The following is a 24,088-nucleotide window of genomic DNA, read 5'->3' as shown; positions in this document are numbered from 1 at the left end:
CTTATTATAAACAATATTGTTTATCAATAGTAAACATTTTTGTTTACTATTGATAAATTTTGTACTTTCACCTTAAAAACTTGAATTATGTTACCAAGATTAAATAAAATTAAAGGAATACATCCTGGCACATTATTAAGATGGGAATTAAATAATCGGAATCTAAAAGGCAGTGAATTAGCAGACACTATCGGTGAACATAGACAAACCATAAGTGCTATTCTCAATAAAAAAAGAGACATTAACCCAAAACTTTCTATTAAATTATCAAAAGAATTTAAAACTGACAAAGATTACTTTATGTTATTGCAGGCAAGTTATGACGTAAAAATACTATCGGAATCTCAAATAAAAGACACACCAAATATAAATAACATAAGAAGAATAATTTTTTGGGACACTAATTTTAATAATATTGATTGGAACAAAAATAAGAAAGCCGTTATAAAAAGAATTTTAGAAAGAGGAAATGAAACTGAAATAAATGAAATCATTTCATTCTACGGGAAAAAAAATATTTCCAAGGAAATAAAATCAATAAAAAAAAGTCGCTTACCTTCTTTTGAAAAGAATATTATTGAACATAATTTGATTTAATAAAATGGAATTATATTTGAATACTGTTTCTGATTTACTTTGGAATTCTCTTAAACAATTGATGTCAATTGATGAATTTAATAGTTTTAGAATAGTTGGTGGCACTTCTTTAAGCCTACAAATAGGCCATAGAGAATCAATTGATATAGATTTATTTACAGACGCTGAATATGGTAGTATTGATTTTACGATACTTGAAACTAAATTAAATGAAATCTTTCCTTATGTAGACATGCCATCAGTTGATTTAGTAGGCATAGGAAAATCCTATTTTATTGGTAACAATGAAAATGAATCGGTCAAATTAGACTTATTTTATACAGATCCTTTTGTTTTTCCTTGTATTGTTGAACAAAATGTAAGGTTTTCAAGTATTGAAGAAGTTGCTGCAATGAAATTTGAAGTAATAGCCAATGGTGGGAGAAAAAAAGATTTTTGGGATATTCATGAACTATTAGAAACTTACACATTAGATGAAATGATAAATTTTTATCTCAAAAGAAATCCTTATGGATCACCTAAAGATGAAATATTAGTAAAGGTTGTTGATTTTTCTATAGCAGAAAGCGATTTTACTCCAAACTGTTACAAGGAAAAAGCATGGGAGTTAATTAAGTTAGATTTTGAAAAATTAGTACAGAAATAAAGCCGATTTGCTAACACTATATATAGCAAATAGGGCGATTAGTTATTAACCCAAAGGGCGTTATCTATTTGCAAAGTCGCCAAATCTTTTGATTTGGCTTTTAGAGAAATAAGATAAAAACAAAATACAAAAGCTTTGGCTAAGTGTTTAAAGGAAAGGTCTGTGCTTATCACCTGCCCTACTTGCCATATATTTAACGTTGTATGCAATTAAAAACATTACTGCAAAGCAACCATTCCTTGATTTTTTGCGTCTCTAGATGTATAAGATCATTCCGAATTTGATTAAAATAAGAGATATCTAATTAACATTTATGAATAACATTAAAAATACATTTTTAGTCTGCTTACTGTCTTTTGGAGTTTTCACATCCGTTTTTGGACAATTGACTATTAAAGGACATGTAATATCTCAAAATAATAAAGAACCGTTAGCTTTTGTGAATATTGGTGTTCTGAATTCTTCTTTTGGGACAATTTCAAATGGCGATGGCAGCTTCTCGATTAAAATACCAGCTTCTCATTTAAAAGAAAATTTATTATTTTCTGCTATTGGTTATGAAAAAAAATCTTTAGCAATAAATTCCTTTGCAAATAATAAAGAAAGTGTTATTTATTTGATTGAGAAAAAAATTGTACTTGATGAAGTAGTAATTTCTGCTTCTACAAGAAAAATAAAAGAAAAACACAATTGGCTTGGAAACCGTAAGAGGAATTTATTTGTGCAAGGTCAAACGTATGTAGATTCGGTATCTGCTGGTGGAGCTATGGCTTTGTTAATTGAAAAGAAAGATGATATTGATTTAAAATTCATTGACAAAGCACGATTATTTATTGCTAAAAATACGGAATCCCAATTTAAAGTACGTGTTAGATTTCTTGAAGTAAATAAATCGAATAATAATTTACCGGGAGACGATCTCTTTAATGAAAGCATTGTAGTTACATCGGATAATAAAAGAGGCTGGTTAACTTTTGATTTATCACCCTATAATTATAAAATAAATCAGGAATCTTTCTTCTTGGCGTTTGAATGGATTTTAGAAGATAAAGATCGCCTCAAACTATTTAATGGATTTGCTGAATATTGGAAATCAAATCCTAATAAAATAAAAAGAGATTCTGTACTAATTGATGGAAAAAAGGTATTTACAGAAGAAATTTCAGGTGTGGGAAAAACACCAATAATATTATTTGGAGATACCAGAACCATGGCTGATCGAAAAAATTACAAATGTTATGCGCGTAGTAGTAGTTTTGCTGAATGGGAAAGGACACCTGATATTCTTTCCGCCAAAATCTTGATGAGTAATAAATCTCCAATAAATTCAAATTCATCAGACGAACATATGATGATATCAAATAACGAAGACGCTAATCAAGAAGAAACACTAGAGTCTAAAATTGCAAAATGGGGTAATGCCTTTATAGAAAATTATAACATTCCTGGGATGCAACTTTCTGTAAGCTCAAAAAACAATACAATTTTTTCAGAAGGCTTTGGCTATTCTGATGTTGAAAATGAAAAGAAAGTAAATCCGCAAACACGTTTTAGAATTGCAAGTGTAACAAAACCAATTACAGCCGCCGCAATGATTAAATTAGCTTCTGAAGGGAAATTAGATTTGGATGCCGACGTGAGAACGTATGTTCCTTCTTTTCCTGAAAAAAAATATATGCTTACTACGCGTCAATTAGCAGGGCATTTAGGTGGAATCCGTGATTATTTTGAAATCAGCATCGATGAAGTGATTAAAAATCCACATTTCGAGAATGCAACCGAAGCCATTAACGTATTCAAAAATGATACGTTAATGGCTAAACCAGGCAATCAATATTTATACACTTCTTTTGGATATAATTTACTCGGAGCTGCTATTGAAGGAGCATCAGGACAAACGTATTTGGAGTATATGCAAGATAATATCTGGAAGCCGCTTTTAATGTCTAATACCTATGGAGATATTGCAGATAGTACGATGATAAATAAAACTAAGTCTTACTATCCAAACGAAGCAGAAGCAGAACCTTATGATTTAAGCTATGCTCACGCATCAGGAGGCTTAATCTCTACAACAGAAGATTTGTTGAAATTTGGAAATGAGTTGTTATATGGGAGTTTTTTTGAAACTACTTTTAAAAAGAAGTTATTTGAGACTCAATATACTGGAGATAAAAAACCAACAAATTATGGATTGGGTTGGTATATAGGAAAAGATATAAATGGTTGGAGAATTTGGTATCACGTAGGGCAAGGGCCTTCTTCAGGCGCTGTTTTAATAGTATATCCAGACGACGGTATTGTCATATCTCTTCTTGCTAATATGCCTATTTTAGTCAATTCTGATGATAGTCTACCTATGGAAGTGCAAAAACTTGGAGAGTTAATTTATCAAAAATAGAAAACTGCATACAACACCGGTAACCGTTGCACAAGCCTCTAAAAAGAATAAGATTACATAGAAAATCGATGATCTAACCCCTGTTTTTTGTCTACAGTATTAAAGTATCTTAATTATGGAGCTATGTTCTAAACGGCTTATTTGAAGCCTTAGAAAGGATTTTAATGATAAAATACACGAAAGTAGCACACCTGCTTGACTTTGCACAGTGTCTCTAGTAAATTTCAAGTACTTTTTCAGATTGTAAGCAATAGCCGATAAATGCATACACTTGTTTGCCTGAGCCAATCCTATAGTATTGATCTTGTACATTCCCATAAATTCCTTCAACGTACCAAAGACAGGTTCTACTGTACTCTGCCGTTTGGCTTTCATATAACGACCTTGTGAACTGTTTACCCTAGTGTTGTTACGTTGGTATTCTTCCCGATAGTAGGTAACACTAAACTTTTTCTCCTGGGCGCTCTTACCTAAACATTGCCTCTTTAATGGACAATCAACACAGATATGCTTGCTTGCCCGGTATTCTTTCTTCCTAGTTTTGGTTCGGTAATCAAGAAACTCTTTGGTAAACGGGATCACTTTTCCCTGAGGACATAGATAATGGTCTTCCTTTTCCTTGTAGATAAAGTTATCTGGACCACCCTTATAAGTACCGTGAGGCGGAATGAAACTTTTGAGATTTTGGGATTCTAGAAAAGCATAGTTTTCTCCACTACTATAACCCCTATCAGCCACACAATTATCCCAGTGTAACCCTTGTTTCCACAAACGTTTTTTTACTCGTTTTACAATATCTTGTAGTTGCTGATTGTCCTTGCAATCTGCGTGATAGGCCTTAATATCAGTAATTACATGATGGGCTGTATCCACCGTTAGTTGACTCAGATAATTAAGTTTCTTAGCCTTACCGGGCTTTACACTAATACGCGCATCAGGATCGGTAGGACTGTAATGCGTCTTATTACTAGTGTATTTTGAGCCTTTATTCCCTGCGCCTGGACGCTGATCTTGATCCTTAGCCCATTTCTTGTTTCTTGAAGTGATCCCTTGTAACTCTTTTTTACTAGCACTAATACGCTGTTGCTCTTTTGGAGCTTTATTGTTTTTTACTTTTCGGATAGGAGCCTCTTTATCTATAGCACTTATATGACGGATTTTACGTAAATGATCTTCCAGCTCTTCTTCTGGAACTTTCAGTTCCAAACTATCCATCGATGCATTTGCCTTCACTGGGGCTGAGTCAATGGCTTGGGTATGGCCGATAACCATTCCCTTATCAATACACAACGACAATACTTTTGTAAATACTTCCTCAAAAATCGACTCAGGAAACAATTGACGGGTTCTACTAATAGTAGAATGCCAAGGTAACTCTTCATCAATATTATATCCCAAAAAATAAAGAATATCCAAGCGCATACTGCAATGATCCATAAGCTTACGGTCACTGATAATATTCTCCAGATAACCCACTAAACAAAGTTTAAAGAATACCGCAGGATCGATACTCTTTTGTCCACTATTCCCATAATAGTCTTTGGTCTGGAAATAGAGATAATCAAAGTTCAATACGGTTTTCAAACGTCTGTAAAAGTTGCTCTCCAGAACACGATCGCTCAATCGAAAATCATTGAAGAGTTTTTCCTGATAGGTCTTCTTTCCTTGCATAGCATGAAGTTAAAACAATAACACAAAAATAACAATAAGTCAATATTAATTTTTTGCTAACTTGTGCAACAGGCACACTATATATGTGATCATAGCAGCAAAGTGATCAATCGATTAGTTTGTGTATATTTATGAAGGCGCAATGCTTGCAAAATGGAAAAGTTAGCAACCAATGCGCAGAAAAATCAAAAAGCAAGGTAACATTTTGCTCTACTACGACACATATATTAAACGTTAGCATTAATTGAAGAATCAATGAACATTTTCATTAAGATTAAGAGAGAAATTGAGAGACGAAAAGCTTTACGTGATTTATATGATGATGTTAAAAATTTGGATGAAGTACTCCTGGAAAAAAGAATTGAAATTTTTAAAGAGATAGTTACACCAAAATTTGCCGAAATTGGACTCAATAATTGGAATGGAAAATACTTATGGTATAGTGATTTTAATAATGAGGGAATTAAACATGTAATTCAATTTCACAAGTTCAGAGGTTTTAAAGGTACTTTTTCCTTTGGCAATTGCTTCTATTCTGTACCAACTATATCTGGAAAAAAATTAGTTAATCATAGAACTGATAAATCAACTAAAATAATGTACTTAAAAACACTTGACGGGTATTTAAGCAAAAAAATAGTAAATCCAGACTTTGTTGGCACTGTCAATGAAAAAAAGTTTAGAGATAGTTTGGACCAAGTTTTATCTAGAAACATTCCAAAATTCGAAAAATGGTTTTTGGGCAAAAAGACAATCAATGAAAATATTGCTGGTTTACAGGTAGATATTAATCATCCACTAGCCGGAGTACTTGATCCTTTGATAATTTCTTATGAGTATATTCTAAGTTTTTTGTACAAACAACAGAAAGACCCAAAATCTTCAGAATATTGGATTAACAAACATTTAGAAAAAAATCTGAACAGTGAAATGGAAAAGAAATTAATCTTGGAAAGAATTAAAAAATAATGCTAACAATTTGTATAATGCATATGTCCCCTTCGAGATATAAACGCACCATACAAGAAACGTTGTAAACCATTCGATGCAAAGATTAAAACCAAAATAAACACTTTATTTTTAATGGGATATGAATTAAATATTAAAAGAGAGGATAATCAAACAAAATTAACAAAAGAAGAATGGGCGAATTATATAAAATCTGATTTTGAATTTGAACAGATTAATGAATACTCCGTACAACACGAAGATGGAAAATATTTAACTGTATCTACTCCAAATGCAGGGTTATGGAAAACTACCAAAGGAGAAGTTCCATTTACTTTCTTTGAAGAGTATGGTTGGATAAGTGTGAAAAATCCTGACGAATGGATTATCAAAAAAATGATTTCAATTGCTAATGAACTTGATGCAATTGTGCTTGGTGATGAAGGAGAAAAATATGATGAGAAAAATATATTAGGTGAACAATCAAAAGAGATTAGTAAAATAAATAATAGGAAATGGTGGCAATTTTGGAAAACCGACAAATCCGAAAACTCCTATCCTAAAGCTAAGCCTTTAGAATCGGATATTGAAAATGATTTATTCATTGGAGATTGTTTTCACCCTAAAAATCATGGTTTTGATATTGGTTTGGTTTTGTTAGAGATATTTCAAGGGCAAAATGGGAAATATTATTCCTTCGCTCCTATAATACTTGATAAATCAAAATCTTATATGGAAAAATTTTATAATGGAAATATTAAATTTCAACCATTTCCAATATCGAAGTCTTTAGGGATACCCACTATAGGGATTATGAATAAAAAAGATTTACTTGATTTAAGAGTTCTTTATTCTAAAGAAGGAAAAATAGAATTTGAACAACCTATACCAAAATCTACTGGGTCATCATATTTAGTGAATCATTCTGAAGAGTCTATAAGAAAATTTGTTGATGAACTAGAAATGTACTATTCGGAGGATGAACGAAAAATTATTCCTGTTTCAAAATTGATAAAATAAAAAAACGGTTTACAACATTATATATGAAATCAGAGCAAAGTTTAGTGATTAATCGAAAGGTCATTTCCTTTTTGCAATGGCGCTAGATTTTTATAAATTAACAAGAAATAAAAATGCGCAGATAGATCGATTGGTTCAGGCTTTCTTGCCTTGCTCCGATTCATATATTTAACGTTAGCGGTAATTAGATGAAAATATCGATTTACATATTATTTTTCATTTTAACTCAAACAATATTTGGGCAAACTACTTATGAGCCAATTTTTATAAATCAATGCACTAATAAATCAGAAAATGACGTGATTTGGTATTTGGCGGATTCTACCAAAGCCTATGGAATGGAAAATCTAGAATCTAAACCAATCGAATTACCCAAAGCTGGACCGTATAAACTTTATGTAAATATTGACAATCCACCTATAACTGTCGAAATAACTTCAAATAAGGTTAATCGAGATACAATCTTTTTAAAAAAACTTGAATTGGCAATTTATGTTAGTAATCCTCCTCATTCTGAATATTTTGATTGTGGAAATCTAGCAAATGGAGAAGTTACTGATTTTTATTCAAATGGAAATCTAAGAACAAAAGGGTCTTTTAAAGATGGGCAACCGTCTGACACTTTATTTGAATATCACAGAAATGGCAAGCTATCGGAATTATTCATTCCAGGAAAGAAATGGAAAAGAATAACCTATTTTGATAACGGTCAAATAAAGTCCATTTATGACACAAAGAAAAAATATGAAAAGGAATACCATATAAATGGACAACTTAAAAAAGAGGAGTTCTGGAATAGAAAATATATAAAAACAACTGAATACAATGACATTGGTAATGTTATAAAAACCAAGAATAAGAAAGAACAAAAGAAATTCAATAAAAATGAAATAGTAATTGAGAAAATACGCAGAAAGGAAATTTTAGTTTTTGACAGAATATTCGCTAAGAATAAATATGACCGAAACAATAAATTTTATGAATATAAATGGGATTCATTCAATGATTATGGGACAATTAAAAGAAGAATTATATTCAATGAAAGTGGGTTCTTAGGAACACCATTCCCTAAAGATTATACTAAAATAAAAGATTTTCTTTTTGAACAAATAATTTTCTATGAAAACGGAAAAGAGTTCAAAAAAGTAGAATTTAAGTATGTTAAGGAAAATGATGAGCTGATAAAAAAGCTTGTTGTTTACTCGAAAAAAAATAATCAGTGGATAGAAGAAAAAACAACTACCGCCAACAATGTATATGAAATCATTGCTGCCTATTCAGGCTAGCAACGCTTCATATACTAACCGTTAAATCTGCAATCTTCGCTTCGCTCGCTTGCAGATTTAACGTTGTGGGCAAGAGCTGTGATCGGCTCTTCTCGCATATTTACACCTTCTAGGCTACTGCGAAGAGGTTCTGGATACCGATGTTATCGTTGAAATGTTAGGCTTACTTATGGTGGCTCAGCAAAGACAGCAGATAACAACAGGCAAGAAGCAACGGCCAACAACGTTACCATCAATATTAAAAAACAATGAAGTTCTTAAAATTAAATCTATTCCTAATATTACTCATAAGTTGTAATAGTTTAAAAAATAAAACTTCCACTGACTTAAACTATACCATAATTGAGTACAAAAAATATTCAAGAGTCGCCAAAAATGCTCTAAATACGAAATTGAATAATCAAGAAATAGTGACTATTGAAAAAATCATAAAGGAGTATTTAAAAAAATATAATGAACAGAAAACAATTGAGTTTCGTGCATATAAGAGTTCTAATCCGAATGGAACGTTGGAGAAAGATTGGTTTGTTATCGAATTGGATAAATACGTTATTCAATATGTGCCTTATATAAATTCGAATGGAGAAAAAGAAATATGGATTCAAGGATTTTGTAATGATGGCTTTGGTTTTACTAAAAAAGATTTGAAAAGAGAAATTATAGAAATTTCTGATGGGGGAAATTGTGTTTTTAGTGCGTATATAAATTTATCTGAAGAAAATCTAAGAGAATTCTATATTAACGGAATTGCATAAAAAAAATGGTAACATTATATATGAAATCAGAGCAAAGTTTAGTGCTAGATCGAAAGGTCATTTCCTTTTTGCAATGGCGCTAGATTTTTATAAATTAAACAAGAAATAAAAATGCGCAGATAGATCGATTGGTTCAGGCTTACTTGCCTTGCTCCGATTCATATATTTGGCGTTGTGCATAATGTCCCAAAACCGCAAAAAACAAATGAAAAACCTCAATGGAACTTTGTTAAAGATTAAAACAGGAAACGACTATTGTCGACCTGAATTTATTGAATTCTATAACGACCAAATCATCCATTTTGAACTGGAATTAAAAAGCCGAAATGAATTATCAAAAGTCAGAACTGAATGGAGGGAGAAACTTTCAGAATCAAAATACGAATTCGTTAATGACAATCGAATAAGAATATTCAGAATGGGGAAAACTCTCACTGTGTTGAGCGAAACTGAATCTAAAACGGAGGATACTGAATTTGCAACTGACTATGAAAGAATTGAACCAACCAAAACGGAACTTGAATCTGAAAAAATTGAGACACTCGAATTCAAAGCTCAATGGAATAATGAGAAAATATCTCTCACGTTCAACAAAATTTTAGATAGTCAAGTAATTCAAGAACTGAATGAAAGAATGAAAAGAAATGGACGGAAATTAATATTAGAAAATTTGCAAGGAACTTATTTCGCATCAATTTTCGAAAATGACGAACGAGAAACGCTAATTGGAATAAAGGAAATTGACGAGGAAAAAGCTATTCTATTCGGATTTCCAGAAAAACCATATGAAATCAAAGCTGAGTAAAAACACTATGCACAACAATTTATAACCGCAATTACGGCGGATTCGACTACGTCCGAATCCACTCGGAATTGCTAAGACTTGTGCTAATTCCGAAAATAAACGCTGATTTAACAAGTAACTGACGGTTATACGAGACCTTTGGGTACAATTATGACAAATACCATTTTCCATAACGAAGAATTTGAAATAAATGGAATTTCCATACCTGAATTCGAATTAAAAAACAGGAATCTTATCAGGATTTATATTCCAAATTTTGACAGGAAATACCTGCCTTTAGGTTTTGATCTAACTATTGAATTAATAAAACGTTTTCAAAATCAAAAACCTGATTTTCCTTGGGCAAAAAACTATCAACAAGCGACATTAATGGAATTAATAAGTCCTTTGACCGTAAATAAATACTTGATCAATAAAATGCGGATTGACAAGTTGAGAGCGCAAAGAATTGCAGAAGAGATCGGAATTAATTTAAAAGACAAATTAGGGCTTTTGAGTTTTACCAATAGAAAGGCTCTAATAATAAAAGCACTATTTGACAAAAACGATAATATAATTTTGGATTATTATGGAGTCGATACTAATGGAATTGAATTTTTAGAGGGATTAGTGAATTCGGAAATAGAAAATGGTAAATCTGCGATTGCATTTGACAGATTGGAATTTAAAGCTGACAAAGAACCGTTTCAAAATATTATCCCGATAGAAATAAAAAACTGTACCCAACACGATATGTGATCATAGCAAGCAGTTAGAGTTTTAATCGAAAGGTCTTTGTATTTTTGGTAAGGCGCAATGCTTGCAATAAGTAAAAGTTAGCAACCAATGCGCAGAAAATGTCGATGGTTTGGTAACATTTTGCCCTGCTACGACACATATATTAAACGTTGTGTGTAATGCACAAAAAACAATAATCTGAACTTAATTTATCTATTAAGGCAACCATTTTTCAAAAATGAGCGTCTATATAAATAGAACTCACAATTAAGTCTAAATGAAGAATACAACCAAAGCCCTTCTAATTATTATAATATCATTCGGAATATATTTTGTCCTTGATGATATGTATTTTAAATCTCTTAGGCAATGGATTTTTGAATTAACAGGTCAATTTGGATTAAGTCACATAATAACCTATACAATTTCTGGAATACCTCTTTTTTCAGGAACACTTCTAATTAGTCGAAGGTTAGGCTTTTTTGAAAGTTTAGGATTGAATAAATCAATCATTAAAGGTTTTTTATTCGCACTTATTTGCACATTACCAATGTATATTGGTTTCAGTTTCGTCTTCGATTTTAATCCCAAGATATCGCTTGATACATTTTTGATTTCAGTTATTTCGGCAGGTTTTTTTGAAGAACTTTATTTCCGAGGATTCTTATTCGGACTACCGTTTAGAAAAGCAAAACTCAGATTTATACTTTCTGTTTTGTTTGGAGCACTTTACTTTGGTTCATTGCACTTATATCAAAGTACTGAATTTAATGAACTTTTGGGAATATTCTTGATTACCTTTTTGGGTGGCATTCTATTTGCTTGGGTATATGCGGAATGGAATTTCAATATTTGGGTGCCTGTGTTCCTGCATATGCTAATGAACTTAGCTTGGGAAATATTTTCTATAAGCGAAAATGCACTCGGCGGAATTTACTCAAATATTTTCCGGTTTTTGACTGTGGCACTGGTAATTCTATTGACAATAATGTACAAAAAAAGAAAAGGAATAAAACTGACGGTAAACAAAAAGACACTATTACTTCTAAAGTAAAACTAATCTTAAATCAATGGAAAAGCAATACACACAACAACGTGTCCTATATAAAACACTTTCCCAAGCCATAGGTTAAAAATACGATATTTTATTTTTTTAATTAACTCATATTGATGATTTTATATTGTTGAATTGTTGGTCACGCTTTGGCGTGATCAATACTTCAACAATAGCCCATTATAACTCCGCATCCTATATGTGGTATGATCTAAAACCATCCACCAGCATCATTATGATTATCATTGGCTAACAAGGCAACTTGCTATGAAATGTGATAACTTAATAAAGCTTCACCCACGTTGTTTAGTTGTCCTATTTTGTACCAAATGGGTATTCGAGTTTTTAGGCTTATTACTCTCATTCTTTTTAACTCACTACTCCTATTTGATAAGGAGTTTCTGTTCTGATAATCGCATGAATACAGCTTAACAGTTTCCTGGCTACCTTCACTAAGATACGTTTGACATCTTTTCCTTGATGCGATCGATAGTACTCCTGCATCACTGGATCAAATCGCAAGGCTTGCCAGGTAGCCTCTACCAAATAGCTTCTCATTATCCAATTTGCTCTTGGCGTAAGTCCTGAAGTAATCAGGTTATCTCCACTCTGACGTATTGAAGGAATCAAACCTACATAACTAGCCAGTTGTTTGAAATTCTTAAACCTTCGTAAATCTCCTAGCTCACAAAGAATGCCACAAGCTACTATAGCACCTATTCCTGGAACTGATCTCAGTAAATAATAATCCTTTTTATAATGTTTACGACAATACGCTCTTAGTTTGGTACTCACTTCACGCTTTTGTTTGTCCACAAAATCAAAAGACTCTAGACGGGTTTGTAAACAATAATACATCGTCTTGTAATCAAAACATAGAGATCTCAACCAATCACGAAATTTATGTGACCAATGAGGTTTATCCAATTCCTTGAGGGTCTCAATACCCAAATACAACAATTGCATCTTGATCTGGGTTTTGATCTTACGAAGCTCTTTAGATAACTCATTACGACGACGAAATAAACATCGTAACTGCTCTCGTTCAACATCAGGTACGTGAATCCCTTTAATCGACCATCCTTTAACTCCCTGCATAACAATCGAGCATCAATCTTATCTCTCTTCTGGAATTGAGCCTTGGCCGGACGGTGAACATCCGCAGGGTTTACAACCATAGAATGCCAACCAAAGGATTCAAATAAACGATGATGGCTAAATCCAAAACAACCTGACTCATAACAACAATATATCTGATAATCTTTAAAATATTTCTCAACATATTTCTGTAAGGCATAACCATCAGGTGGGATCCTCAATGTAGAGCTATCAAAAAGATCAGTAGACGTATGAATTTTCCAACTGCGTTTGTGTACGTCAATACCAATAAATAACTTTGGATTTGTAGTATCCTTTGTTTCAATAATAAAAAAATGCTATTAAATTATTAAACTAACTTAGGATACTGCTTTTACATTGTTGCTATAATTCATTGCTGCGGAATTTCCCTATCGGAAATTCACTTGCATTAATTATCTTTAGTACCTGCGTACTTTCTCGTAACTAATCATACACAAACCGTTGCCATTAATTATGAAAACAATGAAGTACATAACATTAACTTTAGTAATTTATCTTCTAATTAGTTGCAAAAATGAAAAGTCTACGGATGCTAATCTAACTTCCGATAATTTTTATATGCCAGCAGAATATGAAAAACAAGATGCAGTCTGGTTAGGGTGGTCTGATTATCCACCATATCAAAAACCGTTTTTAGAAATTACTAAAGCTCTTTATACCAAAATACCAATTAAGGTAATATCAAAAAATCAGGCTTCTTTGGAGCGATTAAAAGACACATTAACATCACTCAATTTAGATATAACCAAATTTCAATTTAGTATTATTGTAGATAACAGATATTGGATGCGAGACCACGGAGCTACTTATGTTATAAACGGAAAAGGCGAAAAGAAAGTGGTAGATTTTGGTTGGACATTTTACGGCTACAAAGAGTGGTTAGAAAACTATTACGAAGGCAACAAAGAAAGTGTCGATATTTACTATAAAAGAGCTTTGGGAAAAACGGGAATGGTTGATTCTATTATGGGGGCAAAAAATAATTCGAAATCCATTAAGACGAATGTTAATATGGAAGGAGGTTCTATTGAAGTCAATGGTAAAGGAACTTTAATACAATCCGAGTCTGTAACATTCCAAAGAAACCCAGGAAAGTCTAAAGATTATATTGAATCTGAATTAAAACGTGTTCTCGGAGTTTCAAGTATAATCTGGCTTAAAAACGGACTTGTAGAGGATGGTTTTTGTTGGAATAAAATATATGATAACTATTATGGTCGGGGAGCTTCTGGGCATACAGACGAATTTGTTCGTTTTGTTAACGATTCGACAATTCTATTGGCTTGGGTAGATGAATCAGAGAAAGATTTAAACCCAATAAACAAATGGAATTATGAAAGAATGTCGGAAAATCTAAAAATTTTAGAAAATGCGATAGACCAAGATGGCAAGCCGTTTAAAATCATAAAATTCCCACTTCCAGATCCAATTTATCTAAAAACTAAAGTAACAGAGTTTGCCAATAATTCAAATACAGATTTCAAAGATTGGACGGTTTCAAAAAATTGGGGACCACAGAGAAACGAATTAAAAGTTGGCGATTCTGTAAATTGGGTAGCAGCATCAAGTTACCTAAATTATCTTGTAACCAATGATTTGGTTTTAATGTCTACATATATTGACCAAGGTTCATCAACTAAAAAAGAAGAACAAGCAAAGAAAATTATGAAAGAAGTTTTTCCAAATAGAGAACTGATACTTTTGGATGTGATGACATTAAATTATAATGGTGGAGGAATACATTGCTCAACACAACAAGAACCAAGCGTGAAAATCTAATGGTAACAAAGCCTATAATTAATACGGATTTCGGTCTTTACGCCAAGGTCTGCGTATATTTATAAAGTCGCAAAATCTTTGGGATTTTGCTTTGGAACAGAAAAAGAAAAACAAAACCAAAAGCTTTTACTTAGCGCGTAGCTGGAAATCCGTTGGATTTCTTCGCCGCACTAATCATAGCCCAGCCATTAGGTGTAATTTGAAAATCGAGTTAGATTTTGAATTTTTACCAATTTTTGGTAAATTTGATTAAAAATAAAATAATGAAGAATACATCTATATCACTCGGAAATTATTTTGATCAGTTTGTACAAACTCAAGTTTCTGCTGGTCGATACAAGAACGTTAGCGAAGTTATCAGAGCTGGACTGAGAATGCTGGAAAATGAAGAAAGTAAAACAATCGCATTGAAAAATGCCATACAAGAGGGACTTAATGGTCCTCTAGTTGAGAATTTTGATTTTGATGAAAATCTGAAAAGACTAAAAGCGGAAAAAAGAAAGAATGGCTAAAGTTATACTGAGACAAGAAGCTATTGATGACTTAAATAGAATTTGGGACTACACTTTTGAAAAATGGTCTGAAAAGCAAGCTGATAAATATTATGCAACAGTAAAAATGGCTTGTAATGGAATTGGAGAAAATCCCGAAATCGGAAAAGAATATTATGGAATAAGCAAAAACTTACTCGGACTTAAATTTGGAAAATATATAATATTTTATCAGCAAATATCAAGTGATAGAATTGAAATCATTAGAATCTTACACGAGCGAATGGATTTAAAAAAATAGGATAGTCGAATAAAAAACTACATCCAACAAATTGTATAGTTCAGTTGCTCCCTTCGGGAAGCAAACGTACCATACAAGGGACGTTGTAAACACCCGAATTGAATAATGACTAATAATGTAACATAATGCTAATTATTACTACAAATAATTAAGTATCTATTACATTATGAAAATAAAACCGAACGCTTCTCCTGCTGAATTATCTTCTCCCTTTTTCACTATAAATAAAGAATTTTGTTCTGATTTTGAAAGTTACATCGCTAGTAAAAATGGAAAAGTAAAAGGAACTTACAATGCTTGGTCCTATCTAATTTTTGGAAAAATATCAAATCCGAAAAACTGGAGTTTAATGTATAAAAAATCCACTTTCACTTCTACTGGAAACTTACTACTTTCATCAAAATATGAAAGTCTTTTGGTCATGGCTCAATGGGAAACTATGCGGAAAGGAACTCATAATTTTGAATTCGAAATAAGAAAAAAAAATAGAACTGACTTTTTAAAAATACCTCTAAGTAAATCTTTATCAAATTTTGATTTCTCAAACAAATATGTGATTCACTCAAAAGGCAATATACCCAAACTATTATCTGAACTAATAGAAATATTAAAAAATCTTTTTATTTCAGAAGAGATCTATAAAATTGTACATAAAAACGATAAACTTCGAATTGAACTTAGATCTGAAAATCACCATTTTGATATTTTAGACAAATTAATTGAATTATAAAACTAAGCACAACAAACGTGTATAATTAATTACTTGGTTCAAGTCTAAGTGAAAATTCCTTCGGAATTTCCTTTGGTTCATTCCATTTTTGCTAAATTAGTTGCTTAACCAAGTAACTAACTATATACAAACACGTTAGCTAGTATTAAAACCTTAACCTAAAGAGCTTAACACGGTTATATTAATAAAATTATGGGATATTCAGTTTATATAGAACGAGAAGAAGGAAAAGAACCTATTTATGAAGAAGAATGGATAGATTACGCTGATAAAGATGAAGAATTTGAAATTGTGGATGGTGAAATAGAAGCTACTAATCCTCAAACAGGTAAAAAATTTATTTATGAAGCGGATAATGAAACATACTATCTTTATAAATCAGAAAAAGTTATGTTTAGATTTAATCAAAAGTACATTACTGTCAAAAATCCCAACGATGATATTATTTTAAAAATGTTAAAAATCGCAAAAGAATTAGATGCTATTGTGATGGGAGACGGAGGTACAATTTACAATGACACTTATTTCGAACAAAAGAAAAAGGAAAATGACACAGAATTGAACAAAACTTTTGGAAAAGCTCCTGAACCGAAAAAGTCTAAATGGAAATTTTGGAAATAAAACAAACACTTGCTAACAATTTGTATAGTTCAGTTGCTCCCTTCGGGAAGCAAACGCAACATACAATAGACGTTAGCACCAATCAATTCAAAATCAAATAAAAATGAAAGTTACAGCCGAAAAAAATGAAAAGGTTGCCAATATGATTTTTGCATCCATTTATCCACTTTACCTTAATAGATTGGAGAAAAATGGAAGAACAAAAGAAGAACTCAATCAAGTAATTAAATGGTTCACTGGTTTTGATCAAGATGCTTTACAAGCACTTATTGATGAAAAAGCAACCTTTGAAACATTTTTTAAAAAAGCTAAAATAAATCCAAACGCACACTTGATTAAAGGAGTCGTTTGTGGTTATCGAATTGAAGAAATAGAGGATGAATTTGAATTGTATAGACAATGTAGACGTATGGAAAAGCTGATTGATGAATTGGCAAGAGGTCGTAAACTAGAGAAAATTTTTCGGAAAGAAGAGAAATAAAACTAGTGTCAACAAGTTTATCAATAATAGTGGTTTAACCGATAAAACAAAATATAAACATAAAACGTAGGTCAGTGATAAACTGAAAAGTTAGTGAGTAAAAATCTGCTACTATTCATACACGAGACCGTTGCACATATTCAAAAAATTTAATGAAAAGAGGAATTTTAATAGTAATAATTGGAGTTATTATAATAGGAATTGGTTATTTCGGACTTGAAATATTTGGCTTTTCAAAATGGGTTAAAGAAGATATAGCGACCTCAGAAAAACTCAAAGAACATCTTAATGATCAGGAGGTAATAATTGTTGAAAAGCGGATTATCGAAACTGAAGAGTTAGAAGAAATATTATTAACGGAATCTAATTTAGGAAACTTAAATCTCAACGAACTTAATGAAAAAAATATCAAACGTGAACTTGAACTAACGTTCCCTAGATTTAAAATACAAAAGAAAATTGGACAGCAAGACGGTCCTGATTTCAATCTTTATGAAGCAACATATCTAAATGAACAAGTTTTCTTTATTTCTATGGACTCTTATGATTCAAATATCATTCAAGACTTGTCAACAAAACACATAAAAATAAAAGATGAATATGATGTGTCAATCCGATTAACTGTTGACTCTCTAATTTTGAATCGACCAAATCTGAGTTTTCACGCTGACCTTCATTATAATATTTATGCAAGTCAAAAAAACTCTAAAATAGAATATCGATTAAAAGGAAACTTAAAGACTTTAAATGACTCACAAATAACAGCAGATAATTATTCCTTAAAAAAATGGCAAATTGAAGAAATGACGGTTGAATATCTAATATGGCGGAAATAAAAAATGTGTGGTAACATCATATATGAAATCAGAGCAAAGTCTGGTTCTAATAGAAAGGTAATTTCTTTTTTGCAATGGCGCTAGATTTTTATAAATCAAACAAGAAATAAAAATAGTGCAGAAAAATCGATTGGTCCAGGTATACTTGCCTTGCTCCGATTCATATATTTGGTATTAGTAAAAATTTATAAATGACTAAACGAAAACGAGTATCATCTAGTGCAATAAACAGAAGAAAATATTTTACTTCCTGGTTTACGTTAGTATTTATTTATTTTTTCACTAAAATGTTTGATATAGATGGTTTCTGGTTCCTTTTTTTATGGATTGTTGGCTTTCTAACATTTATATGGAACCTTAGACTATCAAAAGTGGAATATACTTCAGATAAAGTTTATTTCAACAATAAAGAATTTGATTATGAGTCAATTGTAGATATAAATTCAATAGTAATTAATCAGGTGGAATTTTTTGTTTTTAAAACTAATTCTGGCAACTGGAAAAAAAGGTATTTTACAACGGAATTTGGTGAAATAGGTATTTGGGGACTTATTAAATTGTTTTTAAAATCCATAAAAACCGATGAAATCCCCCAAATAGAGTTCCTTCAGTTGTTAAAAGAAAAATCCAAAATAGATCGACGTAAATTTAAAAAGTATTAAAACCTTTGCTAACACCATATATGTGTTCATAGCAGTTAAATGATAAATCGAATAGTTCTCGTATTTTTACAATAGCGCAATGCCTCCAGAAAGCAAAAGTTAGCTATCAATGCGTAGAAAAACCAAAAGCAAGGTAACATTTTGCCCTGCTACGACATATATATTAAGCACTAGCGCAAATTAAAACACTAAATGAAAAAAATATCATTTCTGCTTATAACTTTATTAACCCAAATTGGGTTCTGCCAAAATTTTCAATCGGAATTTTTAAAATATTGCGAAACGAAGGACACTCTAAATCAATCAAAAATTCTTAAAGAGTGGAAAAAAACAAATCCAAATGATCCAGAGCTATATACAAGTTATTTCAATTATCATTTTTCAAAATCCAGAAAGGAGATTATTGCGCTTACAACAAATCAACCAAATGGACAAAGTCTAACTATAAAAGATAGTTTAAATAAGACTGCTGGATTTTTAGGAAGCGAAATTCACTATGACAAATCGGAATTGCAGAAAGGTTTCAATAAAATAGATGAAGGAATTAAGAATAATCCCAATCGACTTGATATGCGATTTGGTAAAATATATGTACTTGGGCAAACCAAAGATTGGCAAAAATTCACTTCTGAAATTGTCAAAACAATACAATATTCTTCAAAAAACAAAAACAATTGGACCTGGACTAATAATGAGACAAGAAATGATGGAGAAAAATTTTTCCTTTCTGCTCTACAAGATTATCAATTACAACTTTATAATACGGGGGATGATAAGCTTCTCGATAATATGAAAGAAATTGCTAAAGAAGTTCTCAAGTTTTATCCTAATCACATAGAGAGTTTATCAAATCTTTCAATAACTTATTTGTTAACCAAGGAATATGACAAAGCTCTCGACCCCCTATTTAAAGCAGAAAAATTGAATCCAAAAGATTATATAATACTATCAAATATTGCTCAAGCTTATAAATTAAAAGGAGAGAAACAAAAAGCAATTGAGTATTACGAAAAGACAGTTAAATTCGGAGATGAGAGAGCCAAAAAGTATGCGAAAGAGCAAATAACGGAATTAAAAAAATAAGCTAGCGCTAACAATTTATAATTCATTTGCTCCCTTCGGGACGCAAACACACTATACAACAGACGTTACCTACAAGTACAAAAAAATGTTCGATATATTTAAGAAAAAAAATAAACCATCTAAATTGACTACTAAAACGATACTTTGTATTCCTGGTAATTGGACTGATAGAAATGAAATAGTGTCCTCTATTGCAGAAAACAATCTAAATGAATTCATTTTTGCAGGTATGATATTACTAAACCTAAAAACCAATCAAGGATTTAAATTAGAAATTTGCGAAAGAGATGATAGAATGAGAAATTCTTTCAAATGGGCTGGAATGACAAACCAATTATCGGATGATTTTTTAAATGAAATAGATAAACATAATTTTGTCATTTATTTATCTTATGAGACTGGAAATATAGAAAGCGCTTTAGAAATTGCAAAAGCAGGAAAAGCAATTTTAAAATCTGGTGGAATTGGAATTAAAGTTGAATCAGCAGGTAAAGCTTTTATGAAAGAACATTGGATTCATTTATTAACCGATTTTGAAGAATCTAATCTGTATGAAATGTATGTGTTAGATTCTATATCTAATGAACAAGGTCACATTTACTCTTGTGGAATGCACAACTTAGGATTAAAAGATACAATAATAGTTGGCGAAGATTTTAATGATGCTATTACATTAATAAAATCTTTTAATTACTTCGTTTTAATGGATAAACCTAAACTTAAAGAAAATCATACATTTTCTCCAAGTGAAGAATGGCCTACTTTTAAAATAACTGAACAGAAAAACCAGCCAAACAAAGACCACGAACTATTTGGAAACACTTTCGGAATGTGGAATTTAGAAAAAGCCAGCAGGTAAAAATAGCTATAATTAATGCGAGTTTTGGTTCTTAACCCAAAGTTCAGAGCCTTTAAACTAAACTCAAAAAACCAAAAGATATATTCAAATCTTACATGAATTCAATAAACAGTTTTTTTAAAAAACATATTAGTTTTTCAAATTTTTGGGTTAGAAATGGCTTTATAGTTGTAATACTTTCTATTTTGTCAAACCATCTTTTTGAGCCAGAAAATTTTCCATTTAACAAAAACTACAAATTTCCCTTATTCCCTATTGTTGCATCAATAATTACAGGAATTATTATAATTCTTATTGCTCGCTTTAATTTCATATATTTTAAAAACAAATACTTCACTAAAAAAATTAACACGCAACTACTATTACGTTTCCTATTTTCAACTTTGGGTTATATTATGATACTATATCTATTTTTATATTTTGGTCTAAATGGTTTGATTAATGGAATCGAATCATACAGTATTTATCATCTACTAAGGGGACTTTCAGTCTCACTACTAATTTGCACTCTCGGAATTGCTCTTTTATTTTCAATTGATATTTATAAACTTCACAAACTTACCTCCATAAAAGGTACGCTTAAAGTTGAGCAAGGAGGTAAAATAACTTTAGTTAAGTATCCTGAAATTGCCTTTATTTATAGTGAAAACAAGATAGTATATATTGTAAAAACTGATGGAACTACAATTTTTACAGATTTCACACTCAATGAAGTTGAAAACGAAGTTAGTGACCAAAGTTTTTATAGAGCCAATAGACAAACTATACTTCACCCTCGCTCGGTTGAGCAAATAAAATCGATAGAAAACGGAAAATTATCAGTTCTGCTCAAACCTACAATCTCTGACAAAAATGCTTTTCAAATAAATATCAGTAGATATAAAAAACAAGAATTTATGAACTGGTTTAATAATAAACTATAAAATGCAATGATTATTCAGCCGTTATTTTGATACCATTCAGTTAAAATGACCAGTTTACCCCTGTTTTTCTTGATGTATCGTTATTAATTCGCTTAAAATTAAAAACGATAAAAAAATGAATAAAACTTTTTTAACTTCAAAATTAACACCAGTAATCGCTATAGTTCTTTGTTGTATTTTATACCTATCAGGATATTTTCAAATGATTATAGCTGCTTTAATACTATTAATAGCAAGTGCGATAGAATACAAAAAAGAGCTTTTTAGTTCTTTAGGTTTTCAGCGTAAAAGAATAAACATAAAGAACCTATTAATCATAGCGCCACTATTGGGTATAGCTATCTTCCTATTTTATGGTTATGTAATGATGCCAAGTGTTACCTATCTTACAAGGCAACCGATAGATTTTTCCGAATTCGAAATTTATAAAGGAAACTTGCCTGCTACTCTAAGTTTACTTGCTCTTATTTGGACTTCAGCTGCGTTCGGTGAAGAAATTGTATTTAGAGGGTACCTAATGAGGCAGTTTACTAAGTTTTTTGGATCAAGTAAAATTAGTCTTGCTATTAACATTCTACTATTTGGATTTATTTTTGGCTGGATACACGCATATCAAGGAATAAGTGGACAGATTTTATCAGGTATTACAGGTATGCTTTTGGCTGTAATTTTTCATATCCGCAAAAGCGATTTGTGGTTCAATATTGCTGTTCACGGATTTATTGACACTGTTTTTTTAGTATATATATACTATGGCTGGCTTTAATAATTAAAAAATAGTGTATAGCCTGTGTATAAGATGTATAAAGGAAACATAGGACAATTTGTAGTAAATCGAAAGGCTTGTGCTTATTTGCAAAGTCGCCAAATATAAAATTTAGCATTTATTAAAAATGAAAAAAGCAAAATATTTATATTTGGCTCAATACTAAATCGAAACGAAGTGCTTACCACTACCCTACGTTTCTTATATGATACGTTATCAGTATATTATGGAAAAAAAATAGTTTACTTGTATTTATAATTATAAACTTTATTAGTTGTGGAGAAAAGACAATATCTGATAAGAGTTTTGACATAATAAAACCTGATTTGATGTATGGCGGAATGATAGTTTTCAGCAAACCCATTTCAAATAGAAGGAGAAAACGGAAAAAAGTATATTCGAAAAAAAGGTGGTGTTGGCGGAATAAATTTAGCAAATCCAGAACTAAATAAATTATATGGTGCTGATATATCAGTTATTGATAGTACCAAGGCCATACTTCTTATAAATTTCCCATTGAAAAAACAAATTGGCTATGAAATACAGAATAATAACGGATTTAATAGAAAAGACCTTGTACTTGAACTAAGCAAAGCTTATTCTGAAATTTATACCGAAAAGGATGAATACGGAATTTGTTGTGATGACCTTTCTGATTTGGAATTGACTATGATTGCGGTTTTTGAAGTTAATGGCGAAATTTACTTAGAATCTAAAGTTGAATCAAAAAAATAACTATGGCTGACAACACCTATGCGATAATGCGGTTTTTTTGCTCAGTCGAAAAGTCATTGCTTATGTTGGTTTATAGCCAAAGTATTAAATTTAGTATTTTAGAAAAGATAAAAACAAAATATAAACTTTGGATAAGTGCCAGCTTGAAAACCAGTGATTTTCTACTTCGCGCTATGCATAGCTAAACATTATAAGCAAAAAGTGAAAAACTTGATCGAAACAGAAAGGTTATTCTTAAGAGAAATCACTTTGGATGACAAAGAGGAACTATTTAAGTTGCATTCAAATCCAGAGGTACAAAAGTATACTGGAGAACCTGTGGTTGAATCTAGAGAAGAAATAGAAAAGGCAATACGGACAAGAATTAACGATTATGAGAAGTATGGATACGGTAGGTGGGCTACTGTTCTAAAAAAAGGGATGCAATTTGTAGGTTGGGCTGGTTTGGCGTATCTACCAGAATTTGATGAAATTGACCTTGGCTATAGATTCTTGCCTGAATTTTGGGGTTCAGGTTTGGCAACGGAAGCATCTGATGCAATTTTGACTTATGGATTTGACTCTCTCAAATTAAGAAAGATAATTGCCATTGCAATGAAAGAAAATAAAGCGTCGATTAGAGTAATGGAAAAAGTTGGGATGGAATTCGACAAGTTTGCTCCCTACGAATCTGGTAGTGAAGATGCCGTCTGGTATTGGTGTGATCAAAAGCTTATTAAAAAAAATAAACGCCATTAAAACGAGTGTTTATTTAGAACGTTAGCCTTCATTATGAAAAACT

General features: G+C 31.3%; 26 protein-coding genes. 24 read left to right on the top strand and 2 right to left on the bottom strand.

Annotation, left to right across the window (positions count from 1 at the left end; genetic code table 11):
* Window positions 1–87 precede the first annotated feature (87 nt).
* The 3 genes from Q0910_RS03515 to Q0910_RS03505 all read left to right on the top strand — a co-directional run bounded on the left by Q0910_RS03515 (window position 88) and on the right by Q0910_RS03505 (window position 3,644).
* Window positions 88–597, top strand: coding sequence for a HigA family addiction module antitoxin (locus tag Q0910_RS03515; protein WP_299212638.1), 510 nt, complete (start codon window positions 88–90; stop codon window positions 595–597).
* A gap of 16 nt (window positions 598–613) precedes the next feature.
* Window positions 614–1,243 carry a nucleotidyl transferase AbiEii/AbiGii toxin family protein gene (locus Q0910_RS03510; protein ID WP_299212636.1) on the top strand — a complete coding sequence of 210 codons (630 nt, stop codon included), beginning with the start codon at window positions 614–616 and terminating at the stop codon, window positions 1,241–1,243.
* Between the two features lie 313 nt (window positions 1,244–1,556).
* On the top strand, window positions 1,557–3,644 hold the full coding sequence (locus tag Q0910_RS03505) for a serine hydrolase (RefSeq protein WP_299212634.1): 2,088 nt from the start codon (window positions 1,557–1,559) through the stop codon (window positions 3,642–3,644).
* A gap of 99 nt (window positions 3,645–3,743) precedes the next feature.
* Here Q0910_RS03505 and Q0910_RS03500 read toward each other — a convergent pair whose 3' ends face one another.
* Entirely contained in the window at window positions 3,744–5,315 is a 1,572-nt protein-coding gene (locus tag Q0910_RS03500) for an IS1182 family transposase (RefSeq protein ID WP_299212632.1), read from the bottom strand.
* Between the two features lie 255 nt (window positions 5,316–5,570).
* Here Q0910_RS03500 and Q0910_RS03495 point away from each other — a divergent pair, with 255 nt between their 5' ends.
* The 7 genes from Q0910_RS03495 (at window position 5,571) to Q0910_RS03465 (ending at window position 11,900) form a co-directional block, all read left to right on the top strand.
* The gene (locus Q0910_RS03495; RefSeq protein WP_299212630.1) at window positions 5,571–6,284 is read left to right on the top strand and encodes a hypothetical protein; all 714 of its coding nucleotides are present in this window, start codon (window positions 5,571–5,573) and stop codon (window positions 6,282–6,284) included.
* Between the two features lie 114 nt (window positions 6,285–6,398).
* Complete coding sequence (locus tag Q0910_RS03490; protein WP_299212628.1) at window positions 6,399–7,283, top strand: hypothetical protein; 885 nt, start codon at window positions 6,399–6,401, stop codon at window positions 7,281–7,283.
* 188 nt (window positions 7,284–7,471) lie between these two features.
* Window positions 7,472–8,569, top strand: coding sequence for a hypothetical protein (locus Q0910_RS03485; protein WP_299212626.1), 1,098 nt, complete (start codon window positions 7,472–7,474; stop codon window positions 8,567–8,569).
* A gap of 248 nt (window positions 8,570–8,817) precedes the next feature.
* On the top strand, window positions 8,818–9,324 hold the full coding sequence (locus Q0910_RS03480) for a hypothetical protein (RefSeq protein ID WP_299212624.1): 507 nt from the start codon (window positions 8,818–8,820) through the stop codon (window positions 9,322–9,324).
* Window positions 9,325–9,529: 205 nt separating this feature from the next.
* Window positions 9,530–10,129 (top strand): hypothetical protein, encoded by a 600-nt coding sequence (locus tag Q0910_RS03475; protein ID WP_299212622.1) that lies wholly within the window; start codon window positions 9,530–9,532, stop codon window positions 10,127–10,129.
* Window positions 10,130–10,279: 150 nt separating this feature from the next.
* The gene (locus Q0910_RS03470; RefSeq protein ID WP_299212620.1) at window positions 10,280–10,867 is read left to right on the top strand and encodes a hypothetical protein; all 588 of its coding nucleotides are present in this window, start codon (window positions 10,280–10,282) and stop codon (window positions 10,865–10,867) included.
* A gap of 256 nt (window positions 10,868–11,123) precedes the next feature.
* Window positions 11,124–11,900 carry a type II CAAX endopeptidase family protein gene (locus Q0910_RS03465; RefSeq protein WP_299212618.1) on the top strand — a complete coding sequence of 259 codons (777 nt, stop codon included), beginning with the start codon at window positions 11,124–11,126 and terminating at the stop codon, window positions 11,898–11,900.
* A 369-nt stretch (window positions 11,901–12,269) separates the two neighbouring features.
* Here the strand turns inward: Q0910_RS03465 and Q0910_RS03460 are convergent, their stop codons facing one another.
* A complete protein-coding gene (locus tag Q0910_RS03460; protein ID WP_299212616.1) occupies window positions 12,270–12,998 on the bottom strand; it encodes an IS110 family transposase in 729 nt (242 codons plus the stop codon).
* Between the two features lie 504 nt (window positions 12,999–13,502).
* Between Q0910_RS03460 and Q0910_RS03455 the strand changes: the two genes are divergently transcribed.
* The 14 genes from Q0910_RS03455 to Q0910_RS03390 all read left to right on the top strand — a co-directional run bounded on the left by Q0910_RS03455 (window position 13,503) and on the right by Q0910_RS03390 (window position 24,045).
* A complete protein-coding gene (locus Q0910_RS03455; protein ID WP_299212614.1) occupies window positions 13,503–14,819 on the top strand; it encodes an agmatine/peptidylarginine deiminase in 1,317 nt (438 codons plus the stop codon).
* A 263-nt stretch (window positions 14,820–15,082) separates the two neighbouring features.
* A complete protein-coding gene (locus Q0910_RS03450) occupies window positions 15,083–15,331 on the top strand; it encodes a type II toxin-antitoxin system ParD family antitoxin (protein ID WP_299212612.1) in 249 nt (82 codons plus the stop codon).
* Window positions 15,324–15,611: a type II toxin-antitoxin system RelE/ParE family toxin gene (locus Q0910_RS03445; RefSeq protein ID WP_299212610.1), complete on the top strand. Its 288-nt coding sequence runs from the start codon at window positions 15,324–15,326 to the stop codon at window positions 15,609–15,611. Before Q0910_RS03450 ends, Q0910_RS03445 begins: the two co-directional genes overlap by 8 nt.
* Window positions 15,612–15,777: 166 nt before the next feature.
* The gene (locus Q0910_RS03440; protein ID WP_299212608.1) at window positions 15,778–16,341 is read left to right on the top strand and encodes a hypothetical protein; all 564 of its coding nucleotides are present in this window, start codon (window positions 15,778–15,780) and stop codon (window positions 16,339–16,341) included.
* Between the two features lie 192 nt (window positions 16,342–16,533).
* On the top strand, window positions 16,534–16,962 hold the full coding sequence (locus Q0910_RS03435; RefSeq protein ID WP_299212606.1) for a hypothetical protein: 429 nt from the start codon (window positions 16,534–16,536) through the stop codon (window positions 16,960–16,962).
* 103 nt (window positions 16,963–17,065) lie between these two features.
* Complete coding sequence (locus tag Q0910_RS03430) at window positions 17,066–17,443, top strand: DUF2200 domain-containing protein (RefSeq protein WP_299212605.1); 378 nt, start codon at window positions 17,066–17,068, stop codon at window positions 17,441–17,443.
* Between the two features lie 152 nt (window positions 17,444–17,595).
* Entirely contained in the window at window positions 17,596–18,279 is a 684-nt protein-coding gene (locus Q0910_RS03425; RefSeq protein ID WP_299212603.1) for a hypothetical protein, read from the top strand.
* A 191-nt stretch (window positions 18,280–18,470) separates the two neighbouring features.
* Window positions 18,471–18,941: a hypothetical protein gene (locus tag Q0910_RS03420; RefSeq protein WP_299212602.1), complete on the top strand. Its 471-nt coding sequence runs from the start codon at window positions 18,471–18,473 to the stop codon at window positions 18,939–18,941.
* Window positions 18,942–19,133: 192 nt separating this feature from the next.
* Window positions 19,134–20,024, top strand: coding sequence for a tetratricopeptide repeat protein (locus tag Q0910_RS03415; RefSeq protein WP_299212600.1), 891 nt, complete (start codon window positions 19,134–19,136; stop codon window positions 20,022–20,024).
* A gap of 85 nt (window positions 20,025–20,109) precedes the next feature.
* Window positions 20,110–20,883 carry a hypothetical protein gene (locus tag Q0910_RS03410; protein WP_299212598.1) on the top strand — a complete coding sequence of 258 codons (774 nt, stop codon included), beginning with the start codon at window positions 20,110–20,112 and terminating at the stop codon, window positions 20,881–20,883.
* 95 nt (window positions 20,884–20,978) lie between these two features.
* Window positions 20,979–21,806: a LytTR family DNA-binding domain-containing protein gene (locus Q0910_RS03405; RefSeq protein ID WP_299212597.1), complete on the top strand. Its 828-nt coding sequence runs from the start codon at window positions 20,979–20,981 to the stop codon at window positions 21,804–21,806.
* Between the two features lie 115 nt (window positions 21,807–21,921).
* Window positions 21,922–22,572, top strand: coding sequence for a CPBP family intramembrane glutamic endopeptidase (locus tag Q0910_RS03400; protein WP_299212595.1), 651 nt, complete (start codon window positions 21,922–21,924; stop codon window positions 22,570–22,572).
* A 516-nt stretch (window positions 22,573–23,088) separates the two neighbouring features.
* Entirely contained in the window at window positions 23,089–23,307 is a 219-nt protein-coding gene (locus Q0910_RS03395; RefSeq protein ID WP_299212593.1) for a hypothetical protein, read from the top strand.
* A 210-nt stretch (window positions 23,308–23,517) separates the two neighbouring features.
* Window positions 23,518–24,045 (top strand): GNAT family N-acetyltransferase, encoded by a 528-nt coding sequence (locus tag Q0910_RS03390; protein ID WP_299212591.1) that lies wholly within the window; start codon window positions 23,518–23,520, stop codon window positions 24,043–24,045.
* Window positions 24,046–24,088 lie beyond the last annotated feature (43 nt).

Source organism: uncultured Aquimarina sp., assembly GCF_947495315.1.
In the GTDB taxonomy this organism is placed as follows: domain Bacteria; phylum Bacteroidota; class Bacteroidia; order Flavobacteriales; family Flavobacteriaceae; genus Aquimarina.
The sequence above is the reverse complement of the archived record's forward strand: the minus strand, read 5'-3'. Positions and strand labels throughout refer to the sequence as shown.